Genomic DNA, 25,489 nt, shown 5'->3' on the forward strand with positions numbered 1-25,489 from the left:
CCTGAAGTGCCTACTACGTCCTTGCCGGGAAGGCCGCTTCCACCTTGTACGTGGCGTGGTCCGTCGGGCCCGCCTCGAACGTGCCGCCCAGGGACAGGACCCGCTCCGCCATTCCCGCCGTGCCGGTGCCCGCCGAGACCGGGGTGGTCGTCGGGGTGTCCGTCGGCAGCGGGTTGGCGACCGTGACGTGGAGGCGGTTCGCCGCGACCGCCACCGTGACGGACACCGGCTGGCCGGGGGCGTGCTTCGCGGCGTTCGTGAGGCACTCCTGGACGACGCGGTAGACCGCGGCCTGGCGCAGCGGTGACTGGGCGCGGGCGGCGGCGTCCACGTCGACGGTGACCTCGTTGCCCGCCGCCGCGCTCTCCTCGGCGAGCCGGGGCAGCGCGTCGAGGCCGGGGGTCGGCGCGCCGCCCCCGCTGCCGCGGCGCACGACGATCTCGTTGAGCAGCAGGTGCGCCCGCCGCGCCGTCTCGGACAGCTCGTCGAAGTCCGTCTCCCAGCTCTCGCCGCGGGCCCGCCGCGACAGCACCTCCGCCCGTACCGACAGCATCGTCAGCTCGCGGCCCACGAAGTCGTGCACGTCGCCCGCGACGTCGGAGCGTTCCTGCTGCACGGCCTGGAGCAGCGCGGTCTCGGCGCCCTTGGCCTCCAGGGCGCGGACGAGGTCGATGCGGCGCGCGGCGATGCCGACACCGGTGGCGAGCACCCCGATGGGCACGGCGAGGCCGAGGAACTGGCTGACGCTCTCGCCGCCCCGGTGCGCGGGCCATTCCAAGAGCGCGTACGCGGCGCAGGCCCAGACGAGGTAGAGGCAGCAGGCGAGGACGCCGGAGTTGCGGCCCCGGTAGCGGGCCACGGAGTACAGGGCGAACTGGATCAGGGTCACGTCGTGCAGCCAGCCGAGGAAGACCATCCCGACGGCGAACGACAGCCAGGGCCCCCACGGCCCGCGCCGGCGCAGCAGCAGCGTCGCGGCGCCGAGGGCGAGCACGAGCGTGGCGGACGTCCCGTTGAGCGCGTTGTCCGCCCTGGCGAGGCCGGGGATGTCCAGGCCCATCAGGGCGAAGCAGCCGACGGCCGTGACGAGGTCGACGGCGTGCGGGGTGCCCCGCCAGCGCTCCAGACGCGACCAGAGGCGACCGAGACGCCGCCCCGCGACGGTCGCCGCCGCGCCGCTCGTCCCCGGCCCGTCGGCCTCGTCGTGCATGGAGCCCCTTCTCCCCGCGCCTACGCCCGGTATGCCCCCTTTTTTACCTTGCTCCTGCATGCCGGGGCATCTCGTGGCCCCGCACCGAGAGCGCCGGGGGCGTGGTCTCCGCGCGGCGGACAGGGGGGGCGCAGCGTCGGAGCCCGCGCTCGGTCCTCGTCGAGGACAACGGCCCGCCGCCGTCGAGCGTTCGGGCGTCGCGCCTGAAGAAGCGTGAGTCGTTCGACGCACGAAGGCCCCGAAACCCGGCCAGGGTTTCGGGGCCACGCGTCAACGACTCACGCTGCTACGCCTGCGGCAGCCGGTCCAACTGTGCCTGGATCCGGGCGATGTCCTCGTCCGCCTTGGCGAGCCGGCCCTTGATCTTGTCGACCACCTGGTCCGGGGCCTTGGCGAGGAACGCCTCGTTGCCCAGCTTGCCCTCGGACTGCGCCTTGTCCTTCTCGGCGGCGGCGAGGTCCTTGGCGAGGCGCTTGCGCTCGGCGGCCACGTCGATCGCGCCGGACAGGTCGAGCGCCACCTCGGCGCCCGCGACCGGCAGTGTGGCGGTGGCCGTGAAGCCCTCGCCCTCCGGCTGCAGCTTGAGCAGCTGGCGGATGGCCGGCTCGTGCGCGGCGAGCGCGGTGCCGTCCAGGGTCAGGCGGGCCGGGACGCGCTGGCCCGCCTTGAGGCCCTGGTCGCCCTTGAAGCGGCGGACCTCGGTGACGACCTGCTGGAGCGTCGCGATCTCCTGCTCGGCGGCCTCGTCGCGGAAGCCACTGTCGGTGGGCCAGTCGGCGATGACGACGGACTCGCCGCCCGTGAGCGTCGTCCACAGCGTCTCGGTGACGAACGGGACGATCGGGTGGAGCAGCCGCAGCATGACGTCCAGGACCTCGCCGAGGACCCGGCCGGACACCTTGGCCTGATCGCCGCCCGCCATGAACGTCGTCTTCGACAGCTCGACGTACCAGTCGAAGACCTCGTCCCACGCGTAGTGGAAGAGCGCGTCGGAGAGCTTCGCGAACTGGTAGTCGTCGTAGAACGCGTCGGCCTCGGCGACCGTCTTGTTCAGGCGGGAGAGGATCCAGCGGTCCGTCGCCGTCATCTCGTCCACGGCCGGCAGCGGGCCCTCGACCGTCGCGCCGTTCATGAGCGCGAAGCGCGTCGCGTTCCAGATCTTGTTGGCGAAGTTCCGGGACGCCTGGACCCAGTCCTCGCCGATCGGGACGTCGATGCCCGGGTTGGCGCCGCGGGCGAGCGTGAAGCGCAGCGCGTCGGAGCCGTAGGTGTCCATCCAGTCCAGCGGGTTGACCGCGTTGCCGAACGACTTCGACATCTTCTTGCCGTGCTCGTCACGGACCATGCCGTGGAACGCGATGGTCTTGAAGGGGACCTCGCCGTCCATCGCGTACAGGCCGAACATCATCATCCGGGCGACCCAGAAGAACATCAGGTCGTAGCCGGTGACCAGGGCCGAGTTCGGATAGAACTTGGCGAGGTCCTCGGTCTGCTCGGGCCAGCCCATCGTGGAGAAGGGCCACAGGCCGGAGGAGAACCAGGTGTCGAGGACGTCCGTGTCCTGGTGCCAGCCCTCGCCGCTCGGCGGCTGCTCGTCGGGGCCGACGGCCACGGTCTCGCCGTTCGGGCCGTGCCAGACCGGGATGCGGTGGCCCCACCAGAGCTGGCGGGAGATGCACCAGTCGTTGAGGTTGTCGACCCAGTCGAAGTAGCGCTGCGTCAGGTCGGCCGGGTGGATGTTCACCCGCCCGTCGCGCACCGCGTCGCCCGCGGCCTTCGCGAGCGGCTCGACCTTGACCCACCACTGCAGCGAGAGCCGCGGCTCCAGCGTCGTCTTGCACCGCGAGCAGTGCCCGACGGAGTGCGTGTACGGGCGCTTCTCGGCGACGATCCGGCCATCGGCGCGCAGCGCGGCGACGATCGCCGAGCGCGCCTCGAAGCGGTCGAGCCCCTCGAAGGGACCGTGGGCGGTGATGACGCCGCGCTCGTCCAGGACCTCAAGGGCCTCCAGGTCGTGGCGCTGGCCGATCGCGAAGTCGTTCGGGTCGTGGGCGGGGGTGACCTTCACGGCGCCGGTGCCGAACTCCGGGTCGACGTGCGTGTCCGCGACGACGGGGATCGTGCGCCCGGTCAGCGGCAGCTTGATCCGCTTGCCGACGAGGTGCGCGTACCGCTCGTCGTCCGGGTGGACGGCGACCGCGGTGTCGCCCAGCATCGTCTCGGCGCGCGTCGTCGCGACGACGATGGTGTCCTCGCCCTCGCCGTACTTCATGGAGACGAGCTCGCCGTCGTCGTCCTGGTAGTCGACCTCGATGTCCGAGATGGCCGTCAGGCAGCGCGGGCACCAGTTGCTGATGCGCTCGGCGCGGTAGATCAGGCCGTCGTCGAACATCTTCTTGAAGACGGTCTGGACGGCGCGCGACAGCCCCTCGTCCATGGTGAAGCGGTCGCGGCTCCACGCCACACCGTTGCCCAGGCGGCGCATCTGACCGGCGATCTGGCCGCCGGACTCCGCCTTCCACTGCCAGACCCGCTCGACGAAGGCCTCACGGCCCAGGTCGTGCCGGGACAGGCCCTCCTTGGCGAGCTCGCGCTCCACCACGTTCTGCGTGGCGATGCCCGCGTGGTCCATGCCGGGCTGCCACAGCGTCTCGTAGCCCTGCATGCGCTTGCGGCGGGTCAGGGCGTCGATCAGCGTGTGCTCGAAGGCGTGGCCGAGGTGCAGCGAGCCCGTGACGTTCGGCGGCGGGATGACGATCGTGTACGGCGGCTTCTCGCTCTTGGGATCGGCATCGAAGTAACCGCGCTCTACCCAGCGCTCGTACAGCGGCGCCTCTACTTCGGCCGGCGCGTACTGGGTCGGCAGTTCGGAGGTGGGCACTGGCGTCTGCTGCTGAGAGTTCTCGGTCACGGGGCCAGTTTAGAGGGGTTACAAGCTCGTACTGAAACCGAATCCGGTGGAACGGATCGCACCCACGTACGTCAGGATGTCGGCAGCACATAAGCAACGGGAGGGAATGCCAGTAATGAGCCACAACCAGCCGGGCCCGTACGGGAACCAGCCGCCGCAGCAGCCGGGTCCGTACGGTCAGCAGCCCCAGCAGCCGGGCCCCTACGGTCAGCCGCAGCAGCCGGGCCCGTACGGCCAGCCCCAGCAGGCGCCGCAGCCCGGCTACGGTTACCCGCAGCAGCCGCCGCAGCAGGCGCCCCAGGGCGTTCCCCCGCAGCAGCCCCCGGGCGCCCCGGGTGCCCCGTACGGCCAGCCGCAGGCGCCTGGCGGTTACGGCCAGCCCCAGCAGCCCGGCCCGTACGGTCAGCAGCAGGCCCCGTACGGCCAGTACCCGCAGCAGCCGCCCTCCGGCGGGGGCGGCAACAAGAAGGTGCTGGGCATCGTGATCGGCGCGGTCGCCGTGGTGGCGGCGCTCGGCGTGGGTGGCTACTTCATCTTCGGTGGCGGGGACAGCGGCGGCAGTGGCTCGTCCGTGGCGGACGACGGCGCGCACAAGCTGACGACGCCGGCCACGGTCCTCGGCGAGTACCAGAAGAGCAGCGCGAACACCTCCAGCAGCGGCACCTTCAGCGAGAGCGACCTCGCGGAGGCCAAGAAGTGGGGCGTGACCGACCCCAAGAGCGTGAACGCCAGCTACAAGGCGGGCTCCGGCACCTCGGTCAAGGCGATCAACTTCGGTGGCGTCTACGGCACGATCGAGGACCCGGAGAAGGTCGTCGACTCGATGTTCTCCGAGATGGAGAGGAAGTCCAAGGAGGAGGCGGCCGGCGCGAGCGGCGCCAAGGTCTCCTTCGAGGGCTCGCCCCAGGCGTTCACGCCGACCGGTTTCAAGAACGGCGTCATGAAGTGCCAGAACGCCAAGTACGAGATGCCCGGCGGCAGTTCGTCCACCGCGGGCGTGCCGTCGAGCTTCAAGATGCCGATGTGCATCTGGGGTGACCACAGCACGGTCACGTACATCGTGTACTCCGACAGCGGCGCCATCATCTCGAAGAAGGAGCAGCCGCTGAGCGAGGCCGCCGACACGACGGCGAAGCTGCGCGACGAGGTGCGCGTCAAGTCCTGACGCCCGCACCCGCACCACATGAGAAGGGCCCCGGTCGGATCTCCGACCGGGGCCCTTCTCTTGCCGACTGGCGGTCCGCTACGCCGACTTCTGCTCGCCGCTGCCGCCGCCACGGGCGTCGCGCGGGATCAGCGTCGGGTTCACGTTCGAGTGGACGGCGTCCGCGGTGATGACGACGCGGGCCACGTCCTTGCGGGACGGCACCTCGTACATCACCGACTGGAGGACCTCCTCCATGATGGCGCGCAGTCCTCGCGCGCCGGTGCGGCGCAGGATCGCCTGGTCGGCGATGGCCTCGAGCGCCTCGCGCTCGAAGTCCAGCTCCACACCGTCGAGTTCGAAGAGCCGCTGGTACTGCTTGACCAGAGCGTTCTTCGGCTCGACGAGGATCTGGAGCAGCGCCTCACGGTCGAGGTTCTGGACCGCGGTGATGACCGGGAGGCGGCCGATGAACTCCGGGATCATCCCGAACTTCACCAGGTCCTCCGGCATGACCTCCTGGAACTGGTCCTTCTCCTCCAGCTCGCGCTTGGAGTGCAGGGTCGCGCCGAAGCCGATGCCCTTGGCGCCGGCCCGCGACTCGATGATCTTCTCCAGACCGGCGAACGCGCCGCCCACGATGAACAGCACGTTCGTCGTGTCGATCTGGATGAACTCCTGGTGCGGGTGCTTGCGGCCGCCCTGCGGCGGCACCGAGGCACTGGTCCCCTCAAGGATCTTGAGGAGCGCCTGCTGCACGCCCTCACCGCTCACATCACGGGTGATCGACGGGTTCTCCGACTTGCGGGCGACCTTGTCGATCTCGTCGATGTAGATGATCCCGGTCTCGGCCTTCTTGACGTCGTAGTCGGCCGCCTGGATCAGCTTCAGCAGAATGTTCTCGACGTCCTCGCCGACGTAGCCCGCCTCCGTCAGCGCCGTCGCGTCGGCGATGGCGAACGGGACGTTGAGCATGCGGGCCAGTGTCTGCGCGAGGAGCGTCTTCCCGGAACCGGTCGGGCCGAGGAGAAGGATGTTGGACTTCGCGAGTTCGATCGCGTCGTCCCGTCCGTTCGCCCCGCCGTTCTCGCCGGCCTGGACGCGCTTGTAGTGGTTGTACACCGCGACGGACAGGGCCTTCTTGGCGGCTTCCTGTCCTACGACATAGCTCTCGAGGAACTCGTAGATCTCGCGCGGCTTGGGAAGTTCTTCCCAGCGCACTTCGCTCGTCTCCGCGAGCTCTTCCTCGATGATCTCGTTGCAGAGGTCGATGCACTCGTCGCAGATGTACACACCGGGGCCTGCGATGAGCTTCTTGACCTGCTTCTGGCTCTTTCCGCAGAACGAGCACTTGAGCAGATCGCCGCCGTCACCGATGCGTGCCACGAGGTGCTTCCCCTTCGCCTGGGAGACGCTCGCACAAGCGGCTCCTGGTGCCTGTATCCGACGGTACCTTGCCGGGCCCCCCGTTCGGGCCCCCCTTGGCACGGTTCACTTTTACGGGAACCGTGCCGAGGGGACGGCAGACGATACAGCGCTGACTACGCGATCGCCTCGTTGTTCATCTTGCGCGTCGACACGACCTGGTCGACCAGGCCGTACGCGAGCGCGTCCTCGGCCGTCAGGATCTTGTCGCGCTCGATGTCATCGCGGATCTTCTCGATCGGCGTCGTCGAGTGCTTGGCCAGCATGTCTTCCAGCTGAGCACGCATGCGCATGATCTCGTTGGCCGCGATCTCCAGGTCGGAGAGCTGCTCACGGCCGGTGCCACCGGAGGGCTGGTGGATCAGCACGCGGGCGTTGGTCAGCGCCATGCGCTTGCCCGGGGTGCCGGCGGCCAGCAGGACGGCGGCCGCGGAGGCGGCCTGGCCCATGCAGACCGTCTGGATGTCCGGCTTCACGAACTGCATCGTGTCGTAGATGGCCGTGAGGGCCGTGAACGAGCCGCCGGGGCTGTTGATGTAGATGGAGATGTCGCGGTCCGGGTCCATCGACTCGAGGCACAGCAGCTGCGCCATGACGTCGTTGGCCGACGCGTCGTCGATCTGCACGCCGAGGAAGATGATGCGCTCCTCGAAGAGCTTCGCGTACGGGTCGTACTCGCGCACGCCCTGCGAGGTGCGCTCGACGAAGCGCGGCACCACGTAGCGGTTGTCGACCTGGGGGCCCTGGTACAGGCCGCTGCCGGGGAAGTTGTTCATGGTCGGTGTTCCGTCCTGGTGAGGGTGGGCTTGGCTGGCTGTGCCGACGTGATCGCGAGGATCAGGCGCCGGTGCCGCCGCCGCCCGGAACGCCCGTAGCGGCAGTGATGATCTCGTCGATGAGGCCGTACTCCTTGGCCTCCTCGGTGGTGAACCAGCGGTCACGGTCACCGTCACGGATGATCGTCTCGACGCTCTGGCCGGAGTGGCGCGCGGTGATCTCGGCCATGCGCTTCTTCGTGCGCAGCAGGTACTCGGCCTGGATCTTCACGTCCGACGCGGTACCGCCGATGCCCGCGGAGCCCTGGTGCATCAGGATGTCGGTGTGCGGGAGCGCGAAGCGCTTGCCGGCCGAGCCGCCGGTCAGCAGGAACTGGCCCATGGAGGCGGCCATACCCATGCCGATGGTGACGACGTCGTTCGGGATGTACTGCATGGTGTCGTAGATCGCCATGCCGGCCGTCACCGAGCCGCCGGGGCTGTTGATGTACAGGAAGATGTCCTTGTCCGGGTCTGCGGCAAGGAGCAGCATCTGTGCGGTGATCTTGTTCGCGATGTCGTCGTCGACCTGCTGGCCGAGGAAGACGATGCGCTCGCCGAGCAGCCGGTTGTAGACATGGTCGCCGAGGCCACCACCGATGGACGGCTCGCCTGCGGCGGAAGGCATCAGATTCGTCACGGATCCACCTGCTCGTCTCTGACGGCTACGCGCCGTCTCGCGTCTTTAGCTGGGCCGGGGGCCGTCCTCCGACGCCCCTGCCCTTCTCTTCATGGACCCTAACGCGCGGCCCCCTCCGGGGAATCCCGCGGATGGAACTGTTCGCTGTGAGCGCAGGTACGGTGCGCTCCGCTACGGGGGGCTGGCAACGGTGCCGCCAGGGGCGCGGGGAACTGCGCGCGCATGGCGCGCGGGGCGCAAGACGCGTCTTCCCTCAGCCCCTTTGGCCGCTGGCGGCCCGGCGCGGGGATTGCGCAGTTCCCCGCGCCCCCAAGAGCAAATGCGAAGTCCCCCGGGACCATCACGGTTCCGGGGGACCTCGCTCACGCTAGGGACGGAGGCGTTACGCCTTGTCCTGGTCCTCGGCGGAGCCCTCGGTGGACTCGGCGGCGGCCTCGGTGGCCTCCTCCGTCTCCTCCTCGTCGTCCGAGAGGTCGACGACCTCGCCGTTGGTGTCCTTGACCGTGGCGGCCTCGACGACCGTGGCAAGGGCCTTTCCGCGGGCGACCTCGCCGACGAGCATCGGGACCTGGCCACCCTCGACGACGGCCTGGGCGAACTGGTCGGGGGACATGCCGGAGGAGGCGGCGCGGCGCATGAGGTGCTCGGTGAGCTCCTCCTGGCTGACGTTCAGCTTCTCCTTGTTGACGAGCTCGTCGAGGACGAACTGCGTCTTGATGCCCTTGACGGCCTGCTCGCTCGTCTCGGCGTCGAACTCCTCGACCGTCTTGCCCTGGATCTCGAGGAACTTCTCGAGGTTCAGGCCCATCTGGGCGAGCTGGTGGTTCTCGAGGTTGTGCTTGCGGGTCTGGACCTCGTCCTCGAGGAGCTTCTCCGGGACGGGGACCTCGACCAGCTCGAGCAGCTTCTCGAGGACGCGCTCCTGGGCCTGCGTGGCCTGGTCGTTCAGCTTCTGGTTCTCGAGGCGCTTGCGGCTGTCGGCCTTCAGCTCCTCGAGGGTGTCGAACTCGGAGGCGAGCTGCGCGAACTCGTCGTCGAGCTCCGGCAGTTCGCGCTTGGCGACCTGGGTCACCTTGACGGTGACCTCGGCGTCCTTGCCCTCGGCGGAGCCGCCCTTGAGCTCGGAGGTGAAGGTGGCCTCAGCCCCGGCCTCCAGGCCCTTGACGGCGTCGTCGATGCCGTCGAGGAGCTCGCCCGAGCCGATGGTGTACGAGACGCCGGAGGCGACGCCGTCCTCGAGGACCTCGCCCTCGACCTTGGCCTCCAGGTCGATCGTCACGACGTCGCCGTCCTCGGCGGCGCGCTCGACCGGCGCGGTGGAGGCGAAGCGGTCGCGCAGCTGCTCGACGGCCTTGTCGACGTCCTCCTCGGTGACCTCGGTGGCGTCGACCTCGACCTCGATGCCGGAGTAGTCCGGGATCTCGATCGTCGGGCGCACGTCGACCTCAGCGGTGAAGTTCAGCGTCTCGCCGTCCTTCAGGTCCGTGATGTCGACCTCGGGCTGACCGAGGACGTTGAGCTCCGCCTCGTTCACGGCCTCGGTGTAGAACTTCGGGAGCGCGTCGTTGACCGCCTCTTCGAGAACCGCACCGCGGCCGAAGCGCTGGTCGATGACGCGGGCCGGGATCTTGCCCTTGCGGAAGCCCTTCACCGTGACCTGCTGGTTGATCTTCTTGTACGCCGCGTCGAGGCTGTCCTTGAGCTCCTCGAAGGGCACCTCAATGCTGAGCCGAACCCGGGTCGGGTTCAGGGTCTCGACGGCGCTCTTCACGGTGGGTCTCCTTGGGGGCTGACTTCTGGGATCTGCCCGGCTTAGAGACACACGGGCATGCAGCTTGCATAGTAACGGCACGCCGCTGCTGACCCACAATGCGATCTTGATGCGATCTCGGAGAACCCGGGGGCGGTCTCACGACCTGCGCCCGAACGCTGGTCGGGGTGGCGGGATTTGAACCCACGGCCTTCCGCTCCCAAAGCGGACGCGCTACCAAGCTGCGCCACACCCCGTCGGTGCGACACGTAGGGTACATGCCCGCAGGCAGTGCGACTCCCGCGCTGCGGGCCGCCGGAAAGAGGGTGTGCACTCGACGCCCTCGACCCGCTACGATGCCTGCGTACCGCGGTCGCCGACCTGCGGTGCGGCCGTGCGGGCGTAGCTCAATGGTAGAGCCCTAGTCTTCCAAACTAGCTACGCGGGTTCGATTCCCGTCGCCCGCTCTTGAGAAAAGCCTCCGGCCCGGTTCCACTCCTCGTGGACCGGGCCGGAGGCTTTTTCGCGGTCTTCGCCGGGCGCCCTGGACCGCCGTCTCAGAATTTGATCGCGCTGACGCTGTCCGCGACCGAGTTGAGGAAGTTGTTGATCGCCGGCGCCATTCCGGTCGATGCGAGGAAGAACCCGAAGAGCACCGCGACTATGGCGGGCCCCGCCTTGAGCGAGCCGCCGCGCATGAGGACGACGAGAACGATCGCCAACAACAGCACCACTGACAGCGAAATGGCCACACTGATCACACCCTAGGTCGGTCCGCTCTCCCGGCCCGGAGGGTGAAGCCGCACCCCCCGCCAGAACCATCGTGCCACCAACCCGGCGCGCCTATGCGGCCCGTGACGCATCGTCGGCCACGTACCCGCGGGTTTCGGCTTGATCGTTTCTATCGTCCCGGCCGTCCCGCGCGCCCACCGTCGGCTCGGCCTGCAGGCTTTCTCTCAGTTTCCCCTTGGTTTGCACACAGGAAAATCAAGGAAAAGCGATGTCCAATTAACGCCCGAGCGGTACGGGACGAATCGGTCATTTCACCAAGGGCGGGCAAACCGATGGGGCACAACCTCACAAACCTCATGTCGACTTCCGCACAAACGGGGTACCTGGAAACACCAAGGAGGAATCGAGTTGAGGGTTTTACGAAATCACAGGGGCCCCACTAAGGTGCCTCAGATGTTCCACACTGCCTTCATCCCCACCGGCGCAGTGCGGCCCCCCACGATCTCCCCGAGTTCCTGGTGGGAGGGCCTGTGAGCAACTCGCTGCACCCACAGGACTCGCACCGCACCCCGCTCCCGCCGACCGCGCGGCCCACCGCGGAAGTCTCCCCCCGGAAAACGGCCCCCGCTCCGGCCGACACCCCCGCGCCCTCCAAGCCCAAGCAGCGCGACGCGTTCTTCGACAACGCCAAATACCTGGCCATCGTCTTCGTCGCGATGGGCCATTCCTGGGAGCCGCTGACCGACGGCAGCCGTACCGCCGAAGCGTTGTACGAGATCGTCTACACGTTCCACATGCCGGCGTTCATCATCATCTCCGGCTATTTCTCGCGCAGCTTCGACATGCGGCCCGACCGGCTGCGGCGCCTCATCACCGGCGTCGCGGTGCCGTACGTGATCTTCGAGGTCGCGTACAGCATCTTCAAGAAGTACGCGGACAACGACCCCGGGCACCCGGTCAGCCTGCTCGACCCGTGGTTCCTGACCTGGTTCCTCGTCGCGCTGTTCGTCTGGCGGCTCACCACGCCGCTGTGGAAGATCGTCCGCTGGCCGATCCCGCTCTCCATCGCCATCGCCGTGCTCGCCTCGGTCTCCCCCGACATCGGCGACGACCTGGACCTGCAGCGCGTACTGCAGTTCCTGCCGTTCTTCGTGCTCGGCCTGTTCCTGAAGCCCGAGCACTTCCAGCTCGTGCGGCGGCGCGAGGTGCGGATCCTGTCCGTGCCGATCGGCCTGTGCGCCTTCCTGCTCGCCTACTGGGCGGCGCCGCGCATGACGTCCGTGTGGTTCTACCACCGCGACAGCGCGCAGGAGCTGGGCGTCCCGTGGTGGGTCGGCGTCGTCATGACGCTGGCCCTGTTCGGCTGCTCGATCGTGCTCACCGCGTGCTTCTTCGCGTGGGTGCCGGGGCGCAGGACATGGTTCACGGTGCTCGGCGCCGGGACGCTGTACGGCTATCTGCTGCACGGGTTCCTGGCGAAGGGCTCCCGGTTCTGGGGCTGGTTCGACGCGGACTGGACGCACACCCCGTACGGCGAGGTCGCCGTCACGCTCATCGCGGGCGCCGTGGTCACCGCCCTGTGCACGCCACCGGTGCAGCGGGCCTTCCGCTTCGCCATGGAGCCGCGGATGCCGTGGGCGTTCAAGAAGGACGCCACCGAGACGGCACGGGCCAGGCAGCGCGCCTGACGTGGTTCGGGTAAGGGTGGGACCGGGGACGAACCCGCCCGCCCTTTCCCGAACCCGCATCACGAGGAGTCCCGGCCTCATGCAGATCGATCTCAACGGGCGCACCGCCCTGGTCACCGGATCCACCCAGGGCATCGGCGCCGCCATCGCGACGGGTCTCGCCCGCTCCGGGGCCCGCGTCGGCGTCAACGGCCGCACCCGGGAGCGCGTCGACGAGGCCGTGTCCCGCATCCGCGCCGAGGCCCCCGGCGCCGACCTCGTCCCGGTCGCCGCCGACGTCACCACCGAGGACGGCCTGCGGGACGCCGCCGATGCGCTCCCCCACATCGACATCCTGGTCAACAACCTGGGCATCTTCGGCTCCGCCGACCCACTGGAGATCACCGACGACGAGTGGCGCCGCTACTTCGAGGTGAACGTGCTGGCCGCGGTCCGCCTCATCCGCCACTATCTGCCCGGCATGACCGAGCGCGGCTGGGGCCGGATCCAGAACATCGCGAGCGACTCGGCCGTGGTGATCCCCGCCGAGATGATCCACTACGGGATGTCCAAGACGGCGCTGCTCTCCGTGACCCGCGGCTTCGCGAAGCAGGCCGCCGGCAGCGGCGTGACCGTCAACTCCGTCATCGCGGGTCCCACCCACACGGGCGGCGTCGAGGACTTCGTCTACGAACTGGTCGACCGCGAACTGCCCTGGGACGAGGCACAGCGGGCCTTCATGCGCGAGCACCGGCCGCAGTCCCTGCTGCAGCGGCTCATCGAGCCCGAGGAGATCGCGAACATGGTGGTCTACCTGGCCTCCGACCTGTCGAGCGCCACGACCGGCGGCGCCCTGCGGGTGGACGGCGGGTACGTGGACTCGATCCTGCCGTAGGGCCTTTACGGCCGTATGGCCTTTACGGCCGTAAAACACTCAGTCGATCCCCAGCAGCGCGCGCATCCTCGCGTACTTCTGGGTCAGGCGATTCCGGGTCGCCTCGTCGAGGACGGCGAGGCGGCCCGGATCCGCGTTGTGGGCGAGGTCCGCCTCCTTGACCAGGCGGGCGCCGGGGGTCGCGAGGATGCGCCGGGCGTACGTCTCCGGGGGCTCGCCCTTGCGCTTGGTCAGCGCGCGGACGACCGCCTTCGTCTCCGCCGGGAGTTCGGCCGCCTCCAGCCACTCCTCCGTGAGCGCGTCGTCCTCGATCGCGTCGTGCAGCCAGGCCGCGGCGATCTGCGCCTCGCCGCCGCCCCGGGCGCGCGTGCCCTCGGCGACGGCCGCCAGGTGCTCCGCGTAGGGGCGGCCCGCCTTGTCCTGCTGCCCTTGGTGGGCCCGCCGCGCCAGGGCCTCGACTTCCGTCAGCGTGAGCATGCCGCAGAGCCTCTCACGCGGCTCCCGCACGCACTCGGGACTTTGGACCCAGGTCGTTTGGTAAGCTAAGTATTGACGCTTTCTTGACGTTCTCTTGACCAAGGAAGGAACGGGCCCATCGGACACGCAGACACCTTGATCGCCATGGGCGGCGCCTTTCTCGCCGCCGCCGTCCTCGCTCGCCTGGGCGGGCGCATAGGACTCCCCACCATTCCGCTGTTCATCCTGGCCGGGATACTCCTCGGCCCTCACACGCCGGGCGTCGTGCTGCTCTCCGACCCGCACGACCTGGAGATGCTCTCCGCGCTCGGCCTCGTACTGCTGCTCTTCTATCTCGGCCTCGAGTTCCACATGGACGACCTCAAGACCGGCGGCCGCAAGATGGCCGTCGCCGGAGGGACGTACCTCGCGCTGAACGTCGGCGCCGGCCTCGGTTTCGGATTCGCCCTCGGCTGGGGCACATCCGAAGCTCTGGTCCTCGCCGGGGTGCTCGGCATCTCGTCGTCCGCGATCGTCACCAAGGTCCTCGTCGACACCGGCCGGCTCGGCAACCCCGAGACCAAGCCGATCCTCGGGATCATCGTGGTCGAGGACATCTTCCTCGCCCTGTATCTGGCGGCCCTGCAGCCGATCCTGTCCGGCGCGGACTCGCTGTCGGCGGCCGTGCTGGACGGCGGCAAGGCCTTCGGGTTCCTGCTGCTGCTCGCGCTCGCGGCGCGGTTCGGGACGCGGATCGTCGGCATGCTCTTCAACACCAAGGACGACGAGCTCCTCGTCATCTCCTTCCTCGGTGCCGCGGTGTTCGTGGCCGGGGTCTCCGAGTGGTTCGGGGTCGCCGACGCCATCGGGGCGTTCATGGTCGGTCTGATGCTCGGCTCGACCGCGTCCGGCGAGCGGATCCGCACGCTGGTGCACCCGCTGCGGGACGCCTTCGGCGCGATCTTCTTCTTCGGGTTCGGGCTCTCCATCGACCCCGGTGACCTGCCGAGCGTGCTGTGGCCCGTACTCGCGGCGGTCGCGCTGACGCTCGTCATGAACGTCCTCGCGGGGGTCGGCGGGGCGAAGATCTACGGGTTCGGGGCCGGGCCGGCCGCGAACATCTCCACCACCTTGCTGGCGCGCGGCGAGTTCGCGCTGATCCTCGCCACGATGGCGGCGGGCGCGGGGCTCGACGAACGGCTCTCGCCGTTCATCGCGGGTTACGTACTGCTGCTGGCGGTGCTCGGCCCGATGGCCGCGGGCCGCTCCGAATGGCTGGCCCGGATCCTGCCGGTCAAGGAGCGGGCGCCGTTGCTCGACGAACCACGCGTCGGCGCCGGGGTGTAGAACGCCTCACGCGTCCCGGCAGATCAGCAGCAGCGCCCGGTCGTCGTTGACGTCCTTGGCCACCGCCTCGATGAGGTGCCAGGCCGCACCGTGGAAGCCGCCGGTCACATACCGGTCGGCTTCCCCGGTGAGGCGGTCGATGCCCTCGCTGATGTCCCGGTCGGAGGTCTCCACGAGGCCGTCCGTGAACAGCATCAGCACGTCACCGGGGCGCAAGGTGCCCTTCGTGGCATCGAACTCCGCCCCGTCGTAGACGCCGAGGAGCGGGCCCTCGGCCGCCTTCTCCTCCCAGCGCCCGGTGCCCGCGCTGAGCTGGAGGCCCGGCGGGTGGCCCGCGGAGTACAGCTCGTAGTCCCCCGATTCGAGGTCCAGGACGAGGTGGATCGAGGTCGCGAAGCCCTCGTCCCAGTCCTGGCGGAGCAGATAGCCGTTGGCCGCGGGCAGGAAGGCGTGCGGCGGCAGCGATCCGAGCAGTCCGCTGAAGGCGCCGGCCAGCAGCAGCGCACGCGAGGCCGCGTCCATGCCCTTGCCCGACACGTCCGTGAGGACGACCTCGAGCGTGCGCCCGTTGTTCGTACGGGCCGCGACGACGAAGTCACCGGAGAACGACTGGCCGCCCGCCGGGCGCAGCGCCATCTCGCGGTGCCAGCCCGGCGGCAGCTTGGGCAGCCGCGACTGCGTACGGATCCGCTCGCGCAGGTCGAAGAGCATCGTTCCGCCGCGCCGCCAGGGCACGCCGACCCGGCTGCGGAACTGGGCGATGAGCAGGCCGAAGAACCCGCAGGCCGCGACCGTGAGCACGGTGCCGGGCGTGACCCCGGCCGCGCGCTGGGTGTACGGGCCGAGCTGGAACGATTCCACGATCAGCGCCGCGGCCGCCGCCGCGTACAGGCCGAGCAGGCTGGCCGGGCGCAGCAGCAGGCCGCCCGCGACGATCGGCAGGACGAGCACGGCGGGCGCGCACCAGACGGGGTTCAGGATCGTGGCCGCGGCGATCACCGGGATCGTGATGAGCAGCCCGACGAGCGCGATCCAGTCCGAGCCGTCCCCGCGGAAGTAGTCCACACCGGATTTGCGCACGGCTGTGCGAGCCCGGTGCACTCGCATTCTCAACCGGGCCGGGAACGTATCGGCCTCCGCGCGCTGTCCGCGCCCGCGCCGCTCTCGTCGTACCGCCATTGTTCGTGGACCTTATCCACCGGGTCCGGGGCTGTGCACGGGAGGTCCCACTTGTCCCCCTTTCCGGGCACGCCCGTCAGCTCCCGTACGGGAGGGAAAATCCCTCGCCCGTCGCTGCCCGCCCTGGTAGGGATGGCGTATGGCGACCGATCTGCGCACCTTGCGCGACAGCGAGTGGGACGACTGGTACGGGAAGCTGGAGCGGGCCTTCGGCGGGGTCACCGAGGCTCCGGAGGAGCGCGGCCTGTACCGGGAGCTGACCTCCGTAGACCGCTCGATCGGCGTCTGGGACGACGACGAGTGCGTGGGCACGGCGGGCGCCTTCCCGTTCCGCGTCTCGGTGCCCGGCGGGGCCTTCGTGGCCGCGGCGGGCGTGACCATGGTCAGCGTCGCCGCGACGCACCGCAGGCGAGGCATCCTGACGCAGATGATGCGCCGTCAACTCGACGACGTACGAGGGTGGGGCGAGCCCCTCGCGGTCCTCACGGCGTCCGAGCCCGTGATCTACGGGCGGTTCGGCTACGGGACCGGGACCCGCAAGGCGACCGTGAGCATCGAGTCGCGGCGGGTCCGCATCGAGGCGCCCGCCGGGGCCGACGACGTGCGGCTGCGGTACCTGGACCCCGCCGAGGCCGCCGAGCGCTGCGAGGCCGTGTATCTGCGGACCGTGGGGACGCGGCCCGGGATGCTCGGGCGGCTGCCCGGCTGGGAGCGGCTGCCGCTGCTCGACCCGGAGCAGGACCGGGGCGGAGCCTCGCCGCTGCAGTGCGTCGTCGCCGAACTGGGCGGGGAGACCGTCGGGTTCGCCCGTTTCCACGTGAAGCCGGAGTCCGCGCACGGACTGGACCGCAGCACCGTCCTGGTGCGCGAGGTGACCGCGGTCGAGCCCGCGGCGTACGCGGCGCTGTGGCGGTTCCTGTGCTCCATCGACCTCACCGAGACCGTGGAGTGCGGCAACCTGCCGGTGGACGATCCGCTGTTCTCGCTGGTCTCCGACATCCGGCGGTGCGAGGTGCGGGTGCGCGACTCGATGCACGTACGTCTGGTGGAGGTGGGCGAGGCGCTCGAAGCGCGTACGTATCTGGCGCCCGTGGACGTCGTGTTCGAGGCGCGGGACGCCTTCTGCCCCTGGAACGAGGGGCGTTGGCGCCTCACCGGTGACGCGAAGGGCGGCGCCTCCTGCAAGCGGACCAACGAACCGGCCGATCTCGCCCTGTCCGTACGGGAGTTGGGTGCGGCCTACCTCGGCGACACGTCACTGCTCGAACTGGCCGGGGCCGGGCGGGTGCGGGAGCTGCGGCCGGGGGCGCTCGCGGAGGCGTCGGTGGCGTTCGGGTCGACCGTCGCGCCGTGGCTGCCGCACGGGTTCTAGTACGTGCCCGGCGGCTGGCAGGTGGGGCACCAGAAGAGGTTGCGGGCCGCCAGTTCCGCCGTGCGGATCTCGGTGCCGCACAGGTGGCAGGGCTGGGGTGCGCGCCGGTAGACGTAGACCTCGCCGCCGTGGTCGTCGACGCGCGGCGGGCGGTTCATCGCCTCGGGGGTGTGCTCGGGGCGGACGGTGTCGATGCGGTTGGCGCGGACGCCGTCGTGCATCAGCGCCACCAAGTCGTCCCAGATGGCGTGCAGTTGGGGCTCGGTGAGGTTCTTGCCCGGGATGTACGGGTCGATGCCGTGCCGGAAGAGGACCTCGGCGCGGTAGACGTTGCCGACGCCCGAGATGACCTTCTGGTCCATGAGGAGCGCGGCGACGGTGGTGCGGCTGCGGGAGATCCGCGCGTAGGCCCTGGCGGGGTCCTCGGCGGGGCGCAGCGGGTCCGGGCCGAGGCGGTTGTGTATCGCCTGCTTCTCGGCGTCCGTGATGAGCGTGCAGGTGGTGGGGCCGCGGAGGTCCGCGTAGTGGCTGTCGTTCGCCAGGCGCAGGCGGACGGTGTCCGTGGGCGGCGGGGCGGGGGCGGGGCCGAAGGTGTACTTGCCGAAGAGGCCCAGGTGGATGTGGATCCAGGCGTCGTCGTCGCCGAAGCCGAGGAAGAGGTGCTTTCCGTGGGCCTCGGTGCGGGTGAGCTCCTGACCGGTGAGGAGCGCCGCGGCGTCGGAGAACTTGCCCTGCGGGCTGCTCACGGTGGCCGTGCGGCCGGCGAACTTCTCGGCGTGGTCCTGGGCGAGCCGGTGGATCGTGTGACCTTCGGGCACGCCGGTGTTCCTTTCCGGTAACCGTGGTTGACGCCTCGGGGCTCCGCCCCGGACCCCGCGCCTCAATCGCCGGCGGGGCTTGATAGATCAAGCTGAGCCAATCAAGCCCCTGCGGCGATTGAGCAGCGGGGTCCGGGGCGGAGCCCCGAGGGCGCAACCCCGGGTGGGCTAGTCCTGCTGCGGGTGGTGCGCCGGAATGGCGGGGAGCACGCCCGACACCTCGTAGGCCGACAGCATGTCGATGCGGCGCTGGTGGCGCTCCTCGTTGGAGTACGGCGTCGCCAGGAAGATCTCGACGAACTTCGTCGCCTCCTCCTGCGTGTGCATCCGCCCACCGATGGAGATCACGTTCGCGTTGTTGTGCTCACGGCCGAGCGCGGCGGTCTGCTCGCTCCACGCGAGGGCCGCACGGACGCCCTTCACCTTGTTCGCGGCGATCTGCTCGCCGTTGCCGGAGCCGCCGATCACGATGCCGAGGGCGTCGGGGTCCGCCGCCGTCCGCTCCGCGGCGCGGAGGCAGAACGGCGGGTAGTCGTCCTGGGCGTCGTAGATGTGGGGCCCGCAGTCGACGGGCTCGTGGCCGTGGGCCTTGAGCCATTCGACCAGGTGGTTCTTGAGTTCGTAGCCGGCATGATCCGAGCCGAGGTACACGCGCATGGGTCCGAGTGTGGCACGAGGCGGGCCGGGTAGCCGCCTCCGGGTGCCCGCCGGGGCGCCGGTCGTGGCCTTGACAACAATCCGGACTCAAAGCTTCCGATCGGGCCGCCCGGGTGCATTGAATGCGAGCGCACGTTTACCGCAAACGTAAGGACCCGTGCATGACCACGCAGTCGCCCCCCACCACCGGGGCCTCCTCCGGCACGCCGCCCACCGGCGGCGACGGAGACGGACTCAAGGCAGGGCTGAAGAACCGGCACCTGTCCATGATCGCCATCGGCGGCGTCATCGGAGCCGGTCTGTTCGTCGGCTCCAGCTCCGGCATCGCGGCCGCGGGCCCGGCCATCCTCGTCTCGTACGCACTCGTCGGCGCGATGGTCGTCTTCGTGATGCGGATGCTGGGCGAGATGGCCGCCGCACGGCCCTCCTCCGGTTCCTTCTCCGCCTACGCCGACCAGGCGCTCGGCCGCTGGGCCGGTTTCTCCATCGGCTGGCTGTACTGGTTCTTCTGGGTCGTAGTGCTCGCCGTGGAGGCGACGGCCGGCGCGAAGATCCTCAACGGCTGGATACCGGGCGTCCCGCAGTGGGGGTGGGCGCTGATCGTGATGGTCGTGCTCACCGTCGTGAACCTGGCGGCCGTGGGCTCCTACGGGGAGTTCGAGTTCTGGTTCGCCGGGATCAAGGTCGTCGCGATCGCGGCGTTCGTGATCGTGGGCCTGCTCGCCGTCTTCGGCCTGCTGCCCGGCTCCGACAACCCGGGCTCCGGTCTTTCGCACCTCACCGACACCGGCGGCTTCTTCCCGAAGGGGCCAGGGGCGATCCTCACCGGTGTGCTGATGGTCGTCTTCTCCTTCATGGGCTCCGAGATCGTCACGCTCGCCGCCGGTGAGTCCGAGGACCCGCAGAAGGCCGTCACCAAGGCCACGAACTCCGTGATCTGGCGGATCGGCATCTTCTACCTGGGCTCGATCTTCGTCGTCCTCACGCTGCTGCCGTGGAACGATCCGTCGATCGTCGACGAGGGGTCCTACGTGGCCGCTCTCAACGCCATCGGCATCCCGCACGCCGGGCAGGTCATGGACGTCATCGTGCTGACGGCCGTGCTGTCGTGCCTGAACTCCGGGCTCTACACCGCTTCCCGGATGGCCTTCTCGCTCGGGCAGCGCGGTGACGCGCCGAAGTCGTTCGCGAAGACCACGTCGCGCGGTGTGCCGCGGACCGCGATCCTCGGCTCCGTCGTGTTCGGGTTCCTCGCCGTCTGGTTCAACTACCAGTGGCCGGACACCGTCTTCAACTTCCTGCTGAACTCCTCCGGAGCCGTCGCGCTGTTCGTGTGGCTCGTCATCTGCTTCACGCAGTTGAAGATGCGCGGGATGATCCTCCGCGACCAGCCGGAGAAGCTCGTCGTCAAGATGTGGCTGTTCCCGTATCTGACGTGGGCGACGATCGCGATGATCTCGTTCGTGCTGGTGTACATGCTGACGGATGACGCGGGGCGGGAGCAGGTGCTGCTTTCCCTGCTCGTCGCGGCGTTCGTCGTCGGGTTCGCGCTGGTCCGCGAGAAGGTGCAGCGGGCGAAGGCGGCGTGAGTGTTGCGGGGTCCGGGGTTGGCGTCGCGGGGCGCTGCCCCGGACCCCGCTGCTCAATCGCCGCAGGGGCTCGATCTGCTGGTCCGGACTTGATGCTGCCCGGACTCAGCCGGCAGAAGTACTCAACGGTGTGAACGTCTCCTTCACCCGCTCGTACGTCGCCCTCGCCCGGTCCTCCACCTCCGGGCGGTACCACGTCCCCACCTGGTAGGAGCGGCTGCCGCGGTCGAAGCCGAGGAGTTCCGCGTGCCAGCGGGCGCCCTTGAGGGTGAAGAGGTACTCCCAGACCACCGCGGGGCGGCCGCGGAACGCGGTGCGGGTCAGGCGGAGCTTCTTGTAGTCCTGGCCCTGGTGGGCGGCGCGTTCGGACTTCTGCCACGTGGCCAGCAGGTCGTCCTTCGCGAGGGCCGACTGGGCGACGAGTTCCTGGGTGCCGTCCGGTGACGTGTAGTGCACCTCGGACGCCGTCTTCACCACCCGCTCCCAGCCCTTCGGCGGCACCCACGCGTACCCGGCCTCCCGCCGCGCGCCCGCCGGAAGGCTCTCGGTGGGCGGCCGGGACGTGCCCTCGACCGTCGGCGGCCGTGACGTCGTCGGTGTCGGGCCGCCGGCCCGCGGGTCCCCGTTCGGCAGCGTGAGGGCGAGCGTCACCGCGAGGCCCACGGCCAGCACTCCCCCGCCCGCGACGAGGGCCGTCCTGCGCCGGTTCGGCCGCGGCGGCGCGGCGGGCTCCGGGCGGCGCAGGCCGATGTCGAGGGTGCGGGTCCTGGGCTGCGGCACCTCCGAGGGCTTCGGGGCCTCGACGGGGGTCAGTGACCCGGTCACCGTGTCGACGTCGGGGCGGTCCTGCGGTTCCTTCGCCAGCAGGCCCGCGAGGAGCGGGCCGAGCCGGCCCGCCTCGGGCGGCAGCCGCGGCTCCTCGTAGAGGACGGCGTGCAGGGTCGCGAGGGTCGTCTCCCGGGAGAACGGCGAGTTGCCGCCGAGCGCCGCGCAGAGTGTCGCCCCGAGGGACCACAGGTCGGACGGCGGCCCCTGCGGGCGGCCCGCGACCCGCTCCGGCGCCATGTAGTCGGGCGAGCCGACCAGCATGCCGACCATGGTGAGCGCCTTGGCGTCCTGGATCGCGGCGATGCCGAAGTCGGTGAGCATGACGCGGTGCTGCCCCACGCCCTCGATCAGTACGTTGCCGGGCTTGATGTCCCGGTGCAGCACACCGCCCGCGTGCACCTCGCGCAGCGCCCCCGCCAGGCTCAGCCCGATCCGCTCGACCTCGTCCGGCGGCAGCGGTCCGTCCTCGACGAGGACCTGCTCCAGGGAGCGGCCGTCGATCAGCTCCATGACGATCCACAGGCGTTCGCCCTCGTCGACGACGTCGTAGACGCGCACCACCCCGGCGTGGTCGATGCGGGCGGTGGCGCGGGCCTCGCGCAGCGTGCGCTCGCGGCGGGTGCGGGCGTCCTCGGGGTCGAGCCCGTCGATGCGCATTTCCTTGACGGCGACCCGGCGGTCGAGCATTTCGTCCACCGCGCGCCACACGCGCCCCATTCCGCCCTGGCCTATCGATTCGTCCAGGCGGTAGCGGGACGCCACCAGTAATCCCTGGACGCCTCCGCTCGCATTCCCAGGCAATCGACTGCACCCCCGAAACACAGAGAAACACAAAATCGACGCTTCGCGCCGCCCCAGCATAGTGGGGAGAAATCTTGTGGTACCTCTTCAAGTGCCGCGAATTCGGCCGCGGTTGGGGGAAGCCGAAAACCTAGGGGGACGACGAGTATGAGTTCACGACGTCAGATCAAAATCGCCGGGTCGCTGTGCGCGGCCGCCGTGACGGCGTTCATGGTGCTGCCGGGCGCCGCGCTCGCGGACGACGGGCCTGGTACGGGCAGCGACGAGGGCGGGAAGCAGGTGGACGCGGCGCCCGCGGGGGTGAAGCTGACCACGACGCTGCCGGAGAAGATCTCGGCCGACAACTCGACCGGACAGACGCAGAATCTGGTCGCGGGCGTCAGCAATCAGGGAAGCAAGGGAAGCGGACCCGTCATCCTGGCCGTCGTGGGATTCGACGGGCTTGTGGTGAAGGATGTGCCGAACTGCACGGCGATACCGGAGGGAAAGCTGCCGAAGGGGTCCAACAGCGGATTCTCCTGCGCCATCGACAATCTCGCCGCGGGAAAGTCGAAGTCGTACAAGGTCGCCGCGACATTCGATCTCGACAAGACCGGGAAGATCTGTCTGCCGGTGCAGAGCGGGGACACGAAGAAGACGTTCTGGCAGCAGGGCCCGGTGCCGTTCGGCACCACGAGCCCCTCGCCGAACGCGCCCGTCACGCCGCTGCTGCTCGGCACGGAGAACAAGCCGGCCGCGCCTGCCGGAGACAAGGGCGGCGACAAGGGGGGCGGCAGCGATCAGGGGGACCTGCCCCCGACCGGCGCCGGTGACGCCGTGCTGCCGCTGGGCGCGGTCGGCGCCGCGCTGCTCGCGGCCGGCGGGGCGGGCCTGTGGTGGACCCGCCGCACCGAACCGGGCGTGCGCTAGAGGCGGCCTACTTGTCGGCGAGCTTCCAGGCGGTGGGCAGCGCGCCCATCGCCAGGGCCGCCTTCAGGACGTCGCCGATGAGGAACGGCGTGAGGCCCGCGGCGATCGCGGCCGTGAGGCCCATGCCGGTGGACAGAGCCAGGTACGGCACGCCGACGGCGTAGATGATGGCCTCACCGAGGACGAACGTTCCCGCGGTGCGCAGCATCGAGCGGTCGCCGCCGCGCCGGGCGAGCGCGCCGACCGCGGCGGAGGCCAGCATCAGGCCGATGACGTAGCCGAACGAGGCCGTCGCCATGCCGGAGCCGCCCTCCGCGAACCACGGCACGCCGGCCATGCCCGCGAGCGCGTACACGGCGAGCGCGAGGAAGCCGCGGCGGGCGCCGAGCGCGGTGCCGACGAGCAGCGCGGCGAAGGTCTGACCGGTGACCGGCACGGGCGAGCCGGGGACCGGGATCGCGATCTGCGCGGCGATGCCGGTGAGGGCGGCGCCGCCGACGACCAGGGCGATGTTCTTGGCGCGGGAGGCGGGGAGGAGGTCGGCCAGGACCTTGCCCGGACGGGCGGTCGTGACAACGGCGGTGCTCATGGGGACTCCGCGTTCAGTTGGAGGACCTTGCGGTCGGGCAGGGGCAGGGACTGTGTGACGCTATCCCAAGGGAGTTGGGCCGATCACGGTCGCCGGTCGACAAAGGGGCCCACGCCGTGTTGGTGGGCTCTGAACAAACAACGGCGCGTACACCCCGTACAAGGTGATGCTCGTCACTGGGGGCGGCCGCAGCGTAGTCCGTTTTGCGCGCGGGGCCGCTCGACCGGGAGACTGTAGGTTCCCGCCAAACCGCGCGCCCGCGTGCACACGCGCACCCGCACCACCCGAGATCGGCTGAAGCCCCATGCAAGAAGAACCACTCTCCGCCGGGCTGAAGCAGCGCCACCTCACGATGCTCGGCCTCGGCGGGGTCATCGGCGCGGGTCTGTTCGTCGGCTCGGGTGCCGGTATCGCGGTCGCGGGGCCCGGCATCGTCGTCTCGTACCTGATCGCGGGCGCGCTCGCGATGCTGGTGATGCGGATGCTCGGCGAGATGTCCGCCGCGATGCCCGCGTCCGGGTCCTTCTCGGTGCACGCGGAGCGGGCGCTCGGCCGGTGGGCCGGGTTCAGTGCCGGCTGGCTCTACTGGTTCATGCTCGTGGTGGTGCTCGCCGTCGAGGCGACGGGCGCGGCACAGATCGCGAACGGCTGGGTGCCGGGCGTCCCGCAGTGGGCGTGGGTGCTGCTCTTCATGGTCGTGTTCACCGTCGCCAACCTGACGGCGGTGAAGAACTTCGGCGAGTTCGAGTTCTGGTTCGCGGCCCTCAAGGTCTTCGCGATCATCGCGTTCCTGGTGCTCGGCACGCTGGCGATCTTCGGCCTGCTGCCGGACACCGATCCGGTCGGCCTCACTCATCTGACCGGGGACGGCGGGTTCCTGCCGCACGGCTGGCAGGGCGTCGTCTCCGGAGTGCTCGCGGTGGTCTTCGCGTTCGGCGGCCTGGAGGTCGTGACGATCGCGGCCGCCGAGTCCGAGGACCCGGCCCGCTCGGTGGCGCGCGCGGTGCGCAGCGCGGTGTACCGGATCCTGTTCTTCTACGTCGGGTCGATGCTGGTCATCGTGACCGTGCTGCCCTGGACGGAGCAGAAGGCGGGGATCAGCCCGTACGTCACCGTGCTCGACTCGATCGGCGTGCCGTCGGCGGCGCAGATCATGAACATCGTGGTGTTCGTGGCGCTGCTCTCGGCGCTGAACGCCAACCTGTACGGCTCCTCGCGCATGATCTTCTCGCTGGCCGAGCGCGACGAGGCGCCGAAGTCGCTGCTGAAGGTGAGCGGTGGCGGGGTGCCGCGCCGCGCGGTCCTGGCGTCGGTGGCCTTCGGCTTCGTCTCGGTCCTGCTCAACCTGGAGTGGCCCGACACGATCTTCCTCTACATGCTCAACTCGGTCGGCGCGGTGCTGCTGTTCGTGTGGGCGCTGATCGCCGTGTCGCAGCTGCGCCTGCGGCGGCGCATCGAGCAGGAGACCCCGGAGCGCCTCGTGCTGCGGATGTGGGCGTTCCCCTACCTGACGTGGGTGGCGATCGCCGCGATGGCCGCGGTCTTCGGCCTGATGCTGACCGACGACACGGCGCGGCCGCAGCTGATGTGGTCGACCGGGGCGACGCTGCTCGTCCTCGCGGTCGCGGGCGTACGGGAGTTGCGCGCGCGGCGTGACTGAACGGTGCCCGGACGTTCACCGTACGTCGACATGATCGTCGCCGCGTGTGAGCGTCGTGTCCGTATTCCGGAAACCTATTCCCTGTGAGCGGGCCC

Annotated in this window: 21 protein-coding genes and 2 tRNA genes; 9 read left to right on the forward strand and 14 right to left on the reverse strand. The window is 69.8% G+C overall.

Annotation, left to right across the window (positions count from 1 at the left end):
• Positions 1-13 precede the first annotated feature (13 nt).
• Positions 14-1,210 carry a sensor histidine kinase gene (locus ACFV9W_RS30535; protein WP_385767257.1) on the reverse strand — a complete coding sequence of 399 codons (1,197 nt, stop codon included), beginning with the start codon at positions 1,208-1,210 and terminating at the stop codon, positions 14-16.
• Positions 1,211-1,496: 286 nt separating this feature from the next.
• A complete protein-coding gene (locus ACFV9W_RS30540) occupies positions 1,497-4,121 on the reverse strand; it encodes a valine--tRNA ligase (RefSeq protein WP_385767260.1) in 2,625 nt (874 codons plus the stop codon).
• A gap of 115 nt (positions 4,122-4,236) precedes the next feature.
• Between ACFV9W_RS30540 and ACFV9W_RS30545 the strand changes: the two genes are divergently transcribed.
• On the forward strand, positions 4,237-5,286 hold the full coding sequence (locus ACFV9W_RS30545; protein ID WP_385767263.1) for a hypothetical protein: 1,050 nt from the start codon (positions 4,237-4,239) through the stop codon (positions 5,284-5,286).
• Positions 5,287-5,364: 78 nt separating this feature from the next.
• Here the strand turns inward: ACFV9W_RS30545 and clpX are convergent, their stop codons facing one another.
• From clpX to ACFV9W_RS30570, 5 genes are all read right to left on the reverse strand, one after another.
• Positions 5,365-6,651 carry an ATP-dependent Clp protease ATP-binding subunit ClpX gene (clpX, locus tag ACFV9W_RS30550; RefSeq protein WP_385767265.1) on the reverse strand — a complete coding sequence of 429 codons (1,287 nt, stop codon included), beginning with the start codon at positions 6,649-6,651 and terminating at the stop codon, positions 5,365-5,367.
• Between the two features lie 155 nt (positions 6,652-6,806).
• The gene (locus tag ACFV9W_RS30555; protein WP_266719658.1) at positions 6,807-7,466 is read right to left on the reverse strand and encodes an ATP-dependent Clp protease proteolytic subunit; all 660 of its coding nucleotides are present in this window, start codon (positions 7,464-7,466) and stop codon (positions 6,807-6,809) included.
• Between the two features lie 61 nt (positions 7,467-7,527).
• Entirely contained in the window at positions 7,528-8,133 is a 606-nt protein-coding gene (locus ACFV9W_RS30560; RefSeq protein WP_266725478.1) for an ATP-dependent Clp protease proteolytic subunit, read from the reverse strand.
• 394 nt (positions 8,134-8,527) lie between these two features.
• Positions 8,528-9,916 (reverse strand): trigger factor, encoded by a 1,389-nt coding sequence (gene tig, locus ACFV9W_RS30565; protein ID WP_385767268.1) that lies wholly within the window; start codon positions 9,914-9,916, stop codon positions 8,528-8,530.
• Between the two features lie 159 nt (positions 9,917-10,075).
• Positions 10,076-10,152 (reverse strand) — tRNA-Pro (locus tag ACFV9W_RS30570).
• A 139-nt stretch (positions 10,153-10,291) separates the two neighbouring features.
• On the opposite strand from ACFV9W_RS30570, the gene ACFV9W_RS30575 reads away from it, so the two are divergent.
• Positions 10,292-10,362, forward strand: a tRNA-Gly gene (locus ACFV9W_RS30575).
• 90 nt (positions 10,363-10,452) lie between these two features.
• Here the strand turns inward: ACFV9W_RS30575 and ACFV9W_RS30580 are convergent.
• Positions 10,453-10,647, reverse strand: coding sequence for a hypothetical protein (locus ACFV9W_RS30580; protein WP_385767271.1), 195 nt, complete (start codon positions 10,645-10,647; stop codon positions 10,453-10,455).
• A gap of 510 nt (positions 10,648-11,157) precedes the next feature.
• On the opposite strand from ACFV9W_RS30580, the gene ACFV9W_RS30585 reads away from it, so the two are divergent.
• Positions 11,158-12,315 (forward strand): acyltransferase family protein, encoded by a 1,158-nt coding sequence (locus ACFV9W_RS30585; protein ID WP_385767274.1) that lies wholly within the window; start codon positions 11,158-11,160, stop codon positions 12,313-12,315.
• A gap of 79 nt (positions 12,316-12,394) precedes the next feature.
• Complete coding sequence (locus ACFV9W_RS30590; protein ID WP_385767277.1) at positions 12,395-13,189, forward strand: SDR family NAD(P)-dependent oxidoreductase; 795 nt, start codon at positions 12,395-12,397, stop codon at positions 13,187-13,189.
• Positions 13,190-13,228: 39 nt separating this feature from the next.
• On the opposite strand, the gene ACFV9W_RS30595 is transcribed toward ACFV9W_RS30590, so the two are convergent.
• Positions 13,229-13,666: an HD domain-containing protein gene (locus tag ACFV9W_RS30595; protein ID WP_385767279.1), complete on the reverse strand. Its 438-nt coding sequence runs from the start codon at positions 13,664-13,666 to the stop codon at positions 13,229-13,231.
• A 144-nt stretch (positions 13,667-13,810) separates the two neighbouring features.
• On the opposite strand from ACFV9W_RS30595, the gene ACFV9W_RS30600 reads away from it, so the two are divergent.
• Positions 13,811-14,992 carry a cation:proton antiporter gene (locus tag ACFV9W_RS30600; protein WP_385767282.1) on the forward strand — a complete coding sequence of 394 codons (1,182 nt, stop codon included), beginning with the start codon at positions 13,811-13,813 and terminating at the stop codon, positions 14,990-14,992.
• A gap of 6 nt (positions 14,993-14,998) precedes the next feature.
• Here the strand turns inward: ACFV9W_RS30600 and ACFV9W_RS30605 are convergent, their stop codons facing one another.
• Positions 14,999-16,171 (reverse strand): PP2C family protein-serine/threonine phosphatase, encoded by a 1,173-nt coding sequence (locus tag ACFV9W_RS30605; RefSeq protein ID WP_385767286.1) that lies wholly within the window; start codon positions 16,169-16,171, stop codon positions 14,999-15,001.
• A 139-nt stretch (positions 16,172-16,310) separates the two neighbouring features.
• On the opposite strand from ACFV9W_RS30605, the gene ACFV9W_RS30610 reads away from it, so the two are divergent.
• A complete protein-coding gene (locus ACFV9W_RS30610; RefSeq protein ID WP_385767289.1) occupies positions 16,311-17,543 on the forward strand; it encodes a GNAT family N-acetyltransferase in 1,233 nt (410 codons plus the stop codon).
• Here ACFV9W_RS30610 and ACFV9W_RS30615 read toward each other — a convergent pair.
• Positions 17,540-18,361, reverse strand: a complete 822-nt coding sequence (locus ACFV9W_RS30615; RefSeq protein WP_385767292.1) for an Fpg/Nei family DNA glycosylase — start codon at positions 18,359-18,361, stop codon at positions 17,540-17,542. The two genes, ACFV9W_RS30610 and ACFV9W_RS30615, sit on opposite strands and share 4 nt — an antisense overlap.
• Positions 18,362-18,529: 168 nt before the next feature.
• Complete coding sequence (locus tag ACFV9W_RS30620; RefSeq protein ID WP_385767295.1) at positions 18,530-19,018, reverse strand: ribose-5-phosphate isomerase; 489 nt, start codon at positions 19,016-19,018, stop codon at positions 18,530-18,532.
• 161 nt (positions 19,019-19,179) lie between these two features.
• On the opposite strand from ACFV9W_RS30620, the gene ACFV9W_RS30625 reads away from it, so the two are divergent.
• Positions 19,180-20,607: an amino acid permease gene (locus ACFV9W_RS30625; RefSeq protein ID WP_385767298.1), complete on the forward strand. Its 1,428-nt coding sequence runs from the start codon at positions 19,180-19,182 to the stop codon at positions 20,605-20,607.
• Between the two features lie 105 nt (positions 20,608-20,712).
• On the opposite strand, the gene ACFV9W_RS30630 is transcribed toward ACFV9W_RS30625, so the two are convergent.
• Complete coding sequence (locus tag ACFV9W_RS30630) at positions 20,713-22,200, reverse strand: protein kinase (protein WP_385767379.1); 1,488 nt, start codon at positions 22,198-22,200, stop codon at positions 20,713-20,715.
• A gap of 183 nt (positions 22,201-22,383) precedes the next feature.
• On the opposite strand from ACFV9W_RS30630, the gene ACFV9W_RS30635 reads away from it, so the two are divergent.
• Positions 22,384-23,145 (forward strand): hypothetical protein, encoded by a 762-nt coding sequence (locus ACFV9W_RS30635; protein WP_385767301.1) that lies wholly within the window; start codon positions 22,384-22,386, stop codon positions 23,143-23,145.
• Positions 23,146-23,152: 7 nt separating this feature from the next.
• Here the strand turns inward: ACFV9W_RS30635 and ACFV9W_RS30640 are convergent, their stop codons facing one another.
• Positions 23,153-23,734, reverse strand: a complete 582-nt coding sequence (locus ACFV9W_RS30640; protein ID WP_385767304.1) for a biotin transporter BioY — start codon at positions 23,732-23,734, stop codon at positions 23,153-23,155.
• Positions 23,735-24,038: 304 nt separating this feature from the next.
• Here ACFV9W_RS30640 and ACFV9W_RS30645 point away from each other — a divergent pair, with 304 nt between their 5' ends.
• Positions 24,039-25,394 carry an amino acid permease gene (locus ACFV9W_RS30645; protein ID WP_385767307.1) on the forward strand — a complete coding sequence of 452 codons (1,356 nt, stop codon included), beginning with the start codon at positions 24,039-24,041 and terminating at the stop codon, positions 25,392-25,394.
• Positions 25,395-25,489: the final 95 nt, after the last annotated feature.

This window comes from Streptomyces sp. NPDC059897, from assembly GCF_042730865.1.
Taxonomy (GTDB): Bacteria; Actinomycetota; Actinomycetes; order Streptomycetales; family Streptomycetaceae; genus Streptomyces.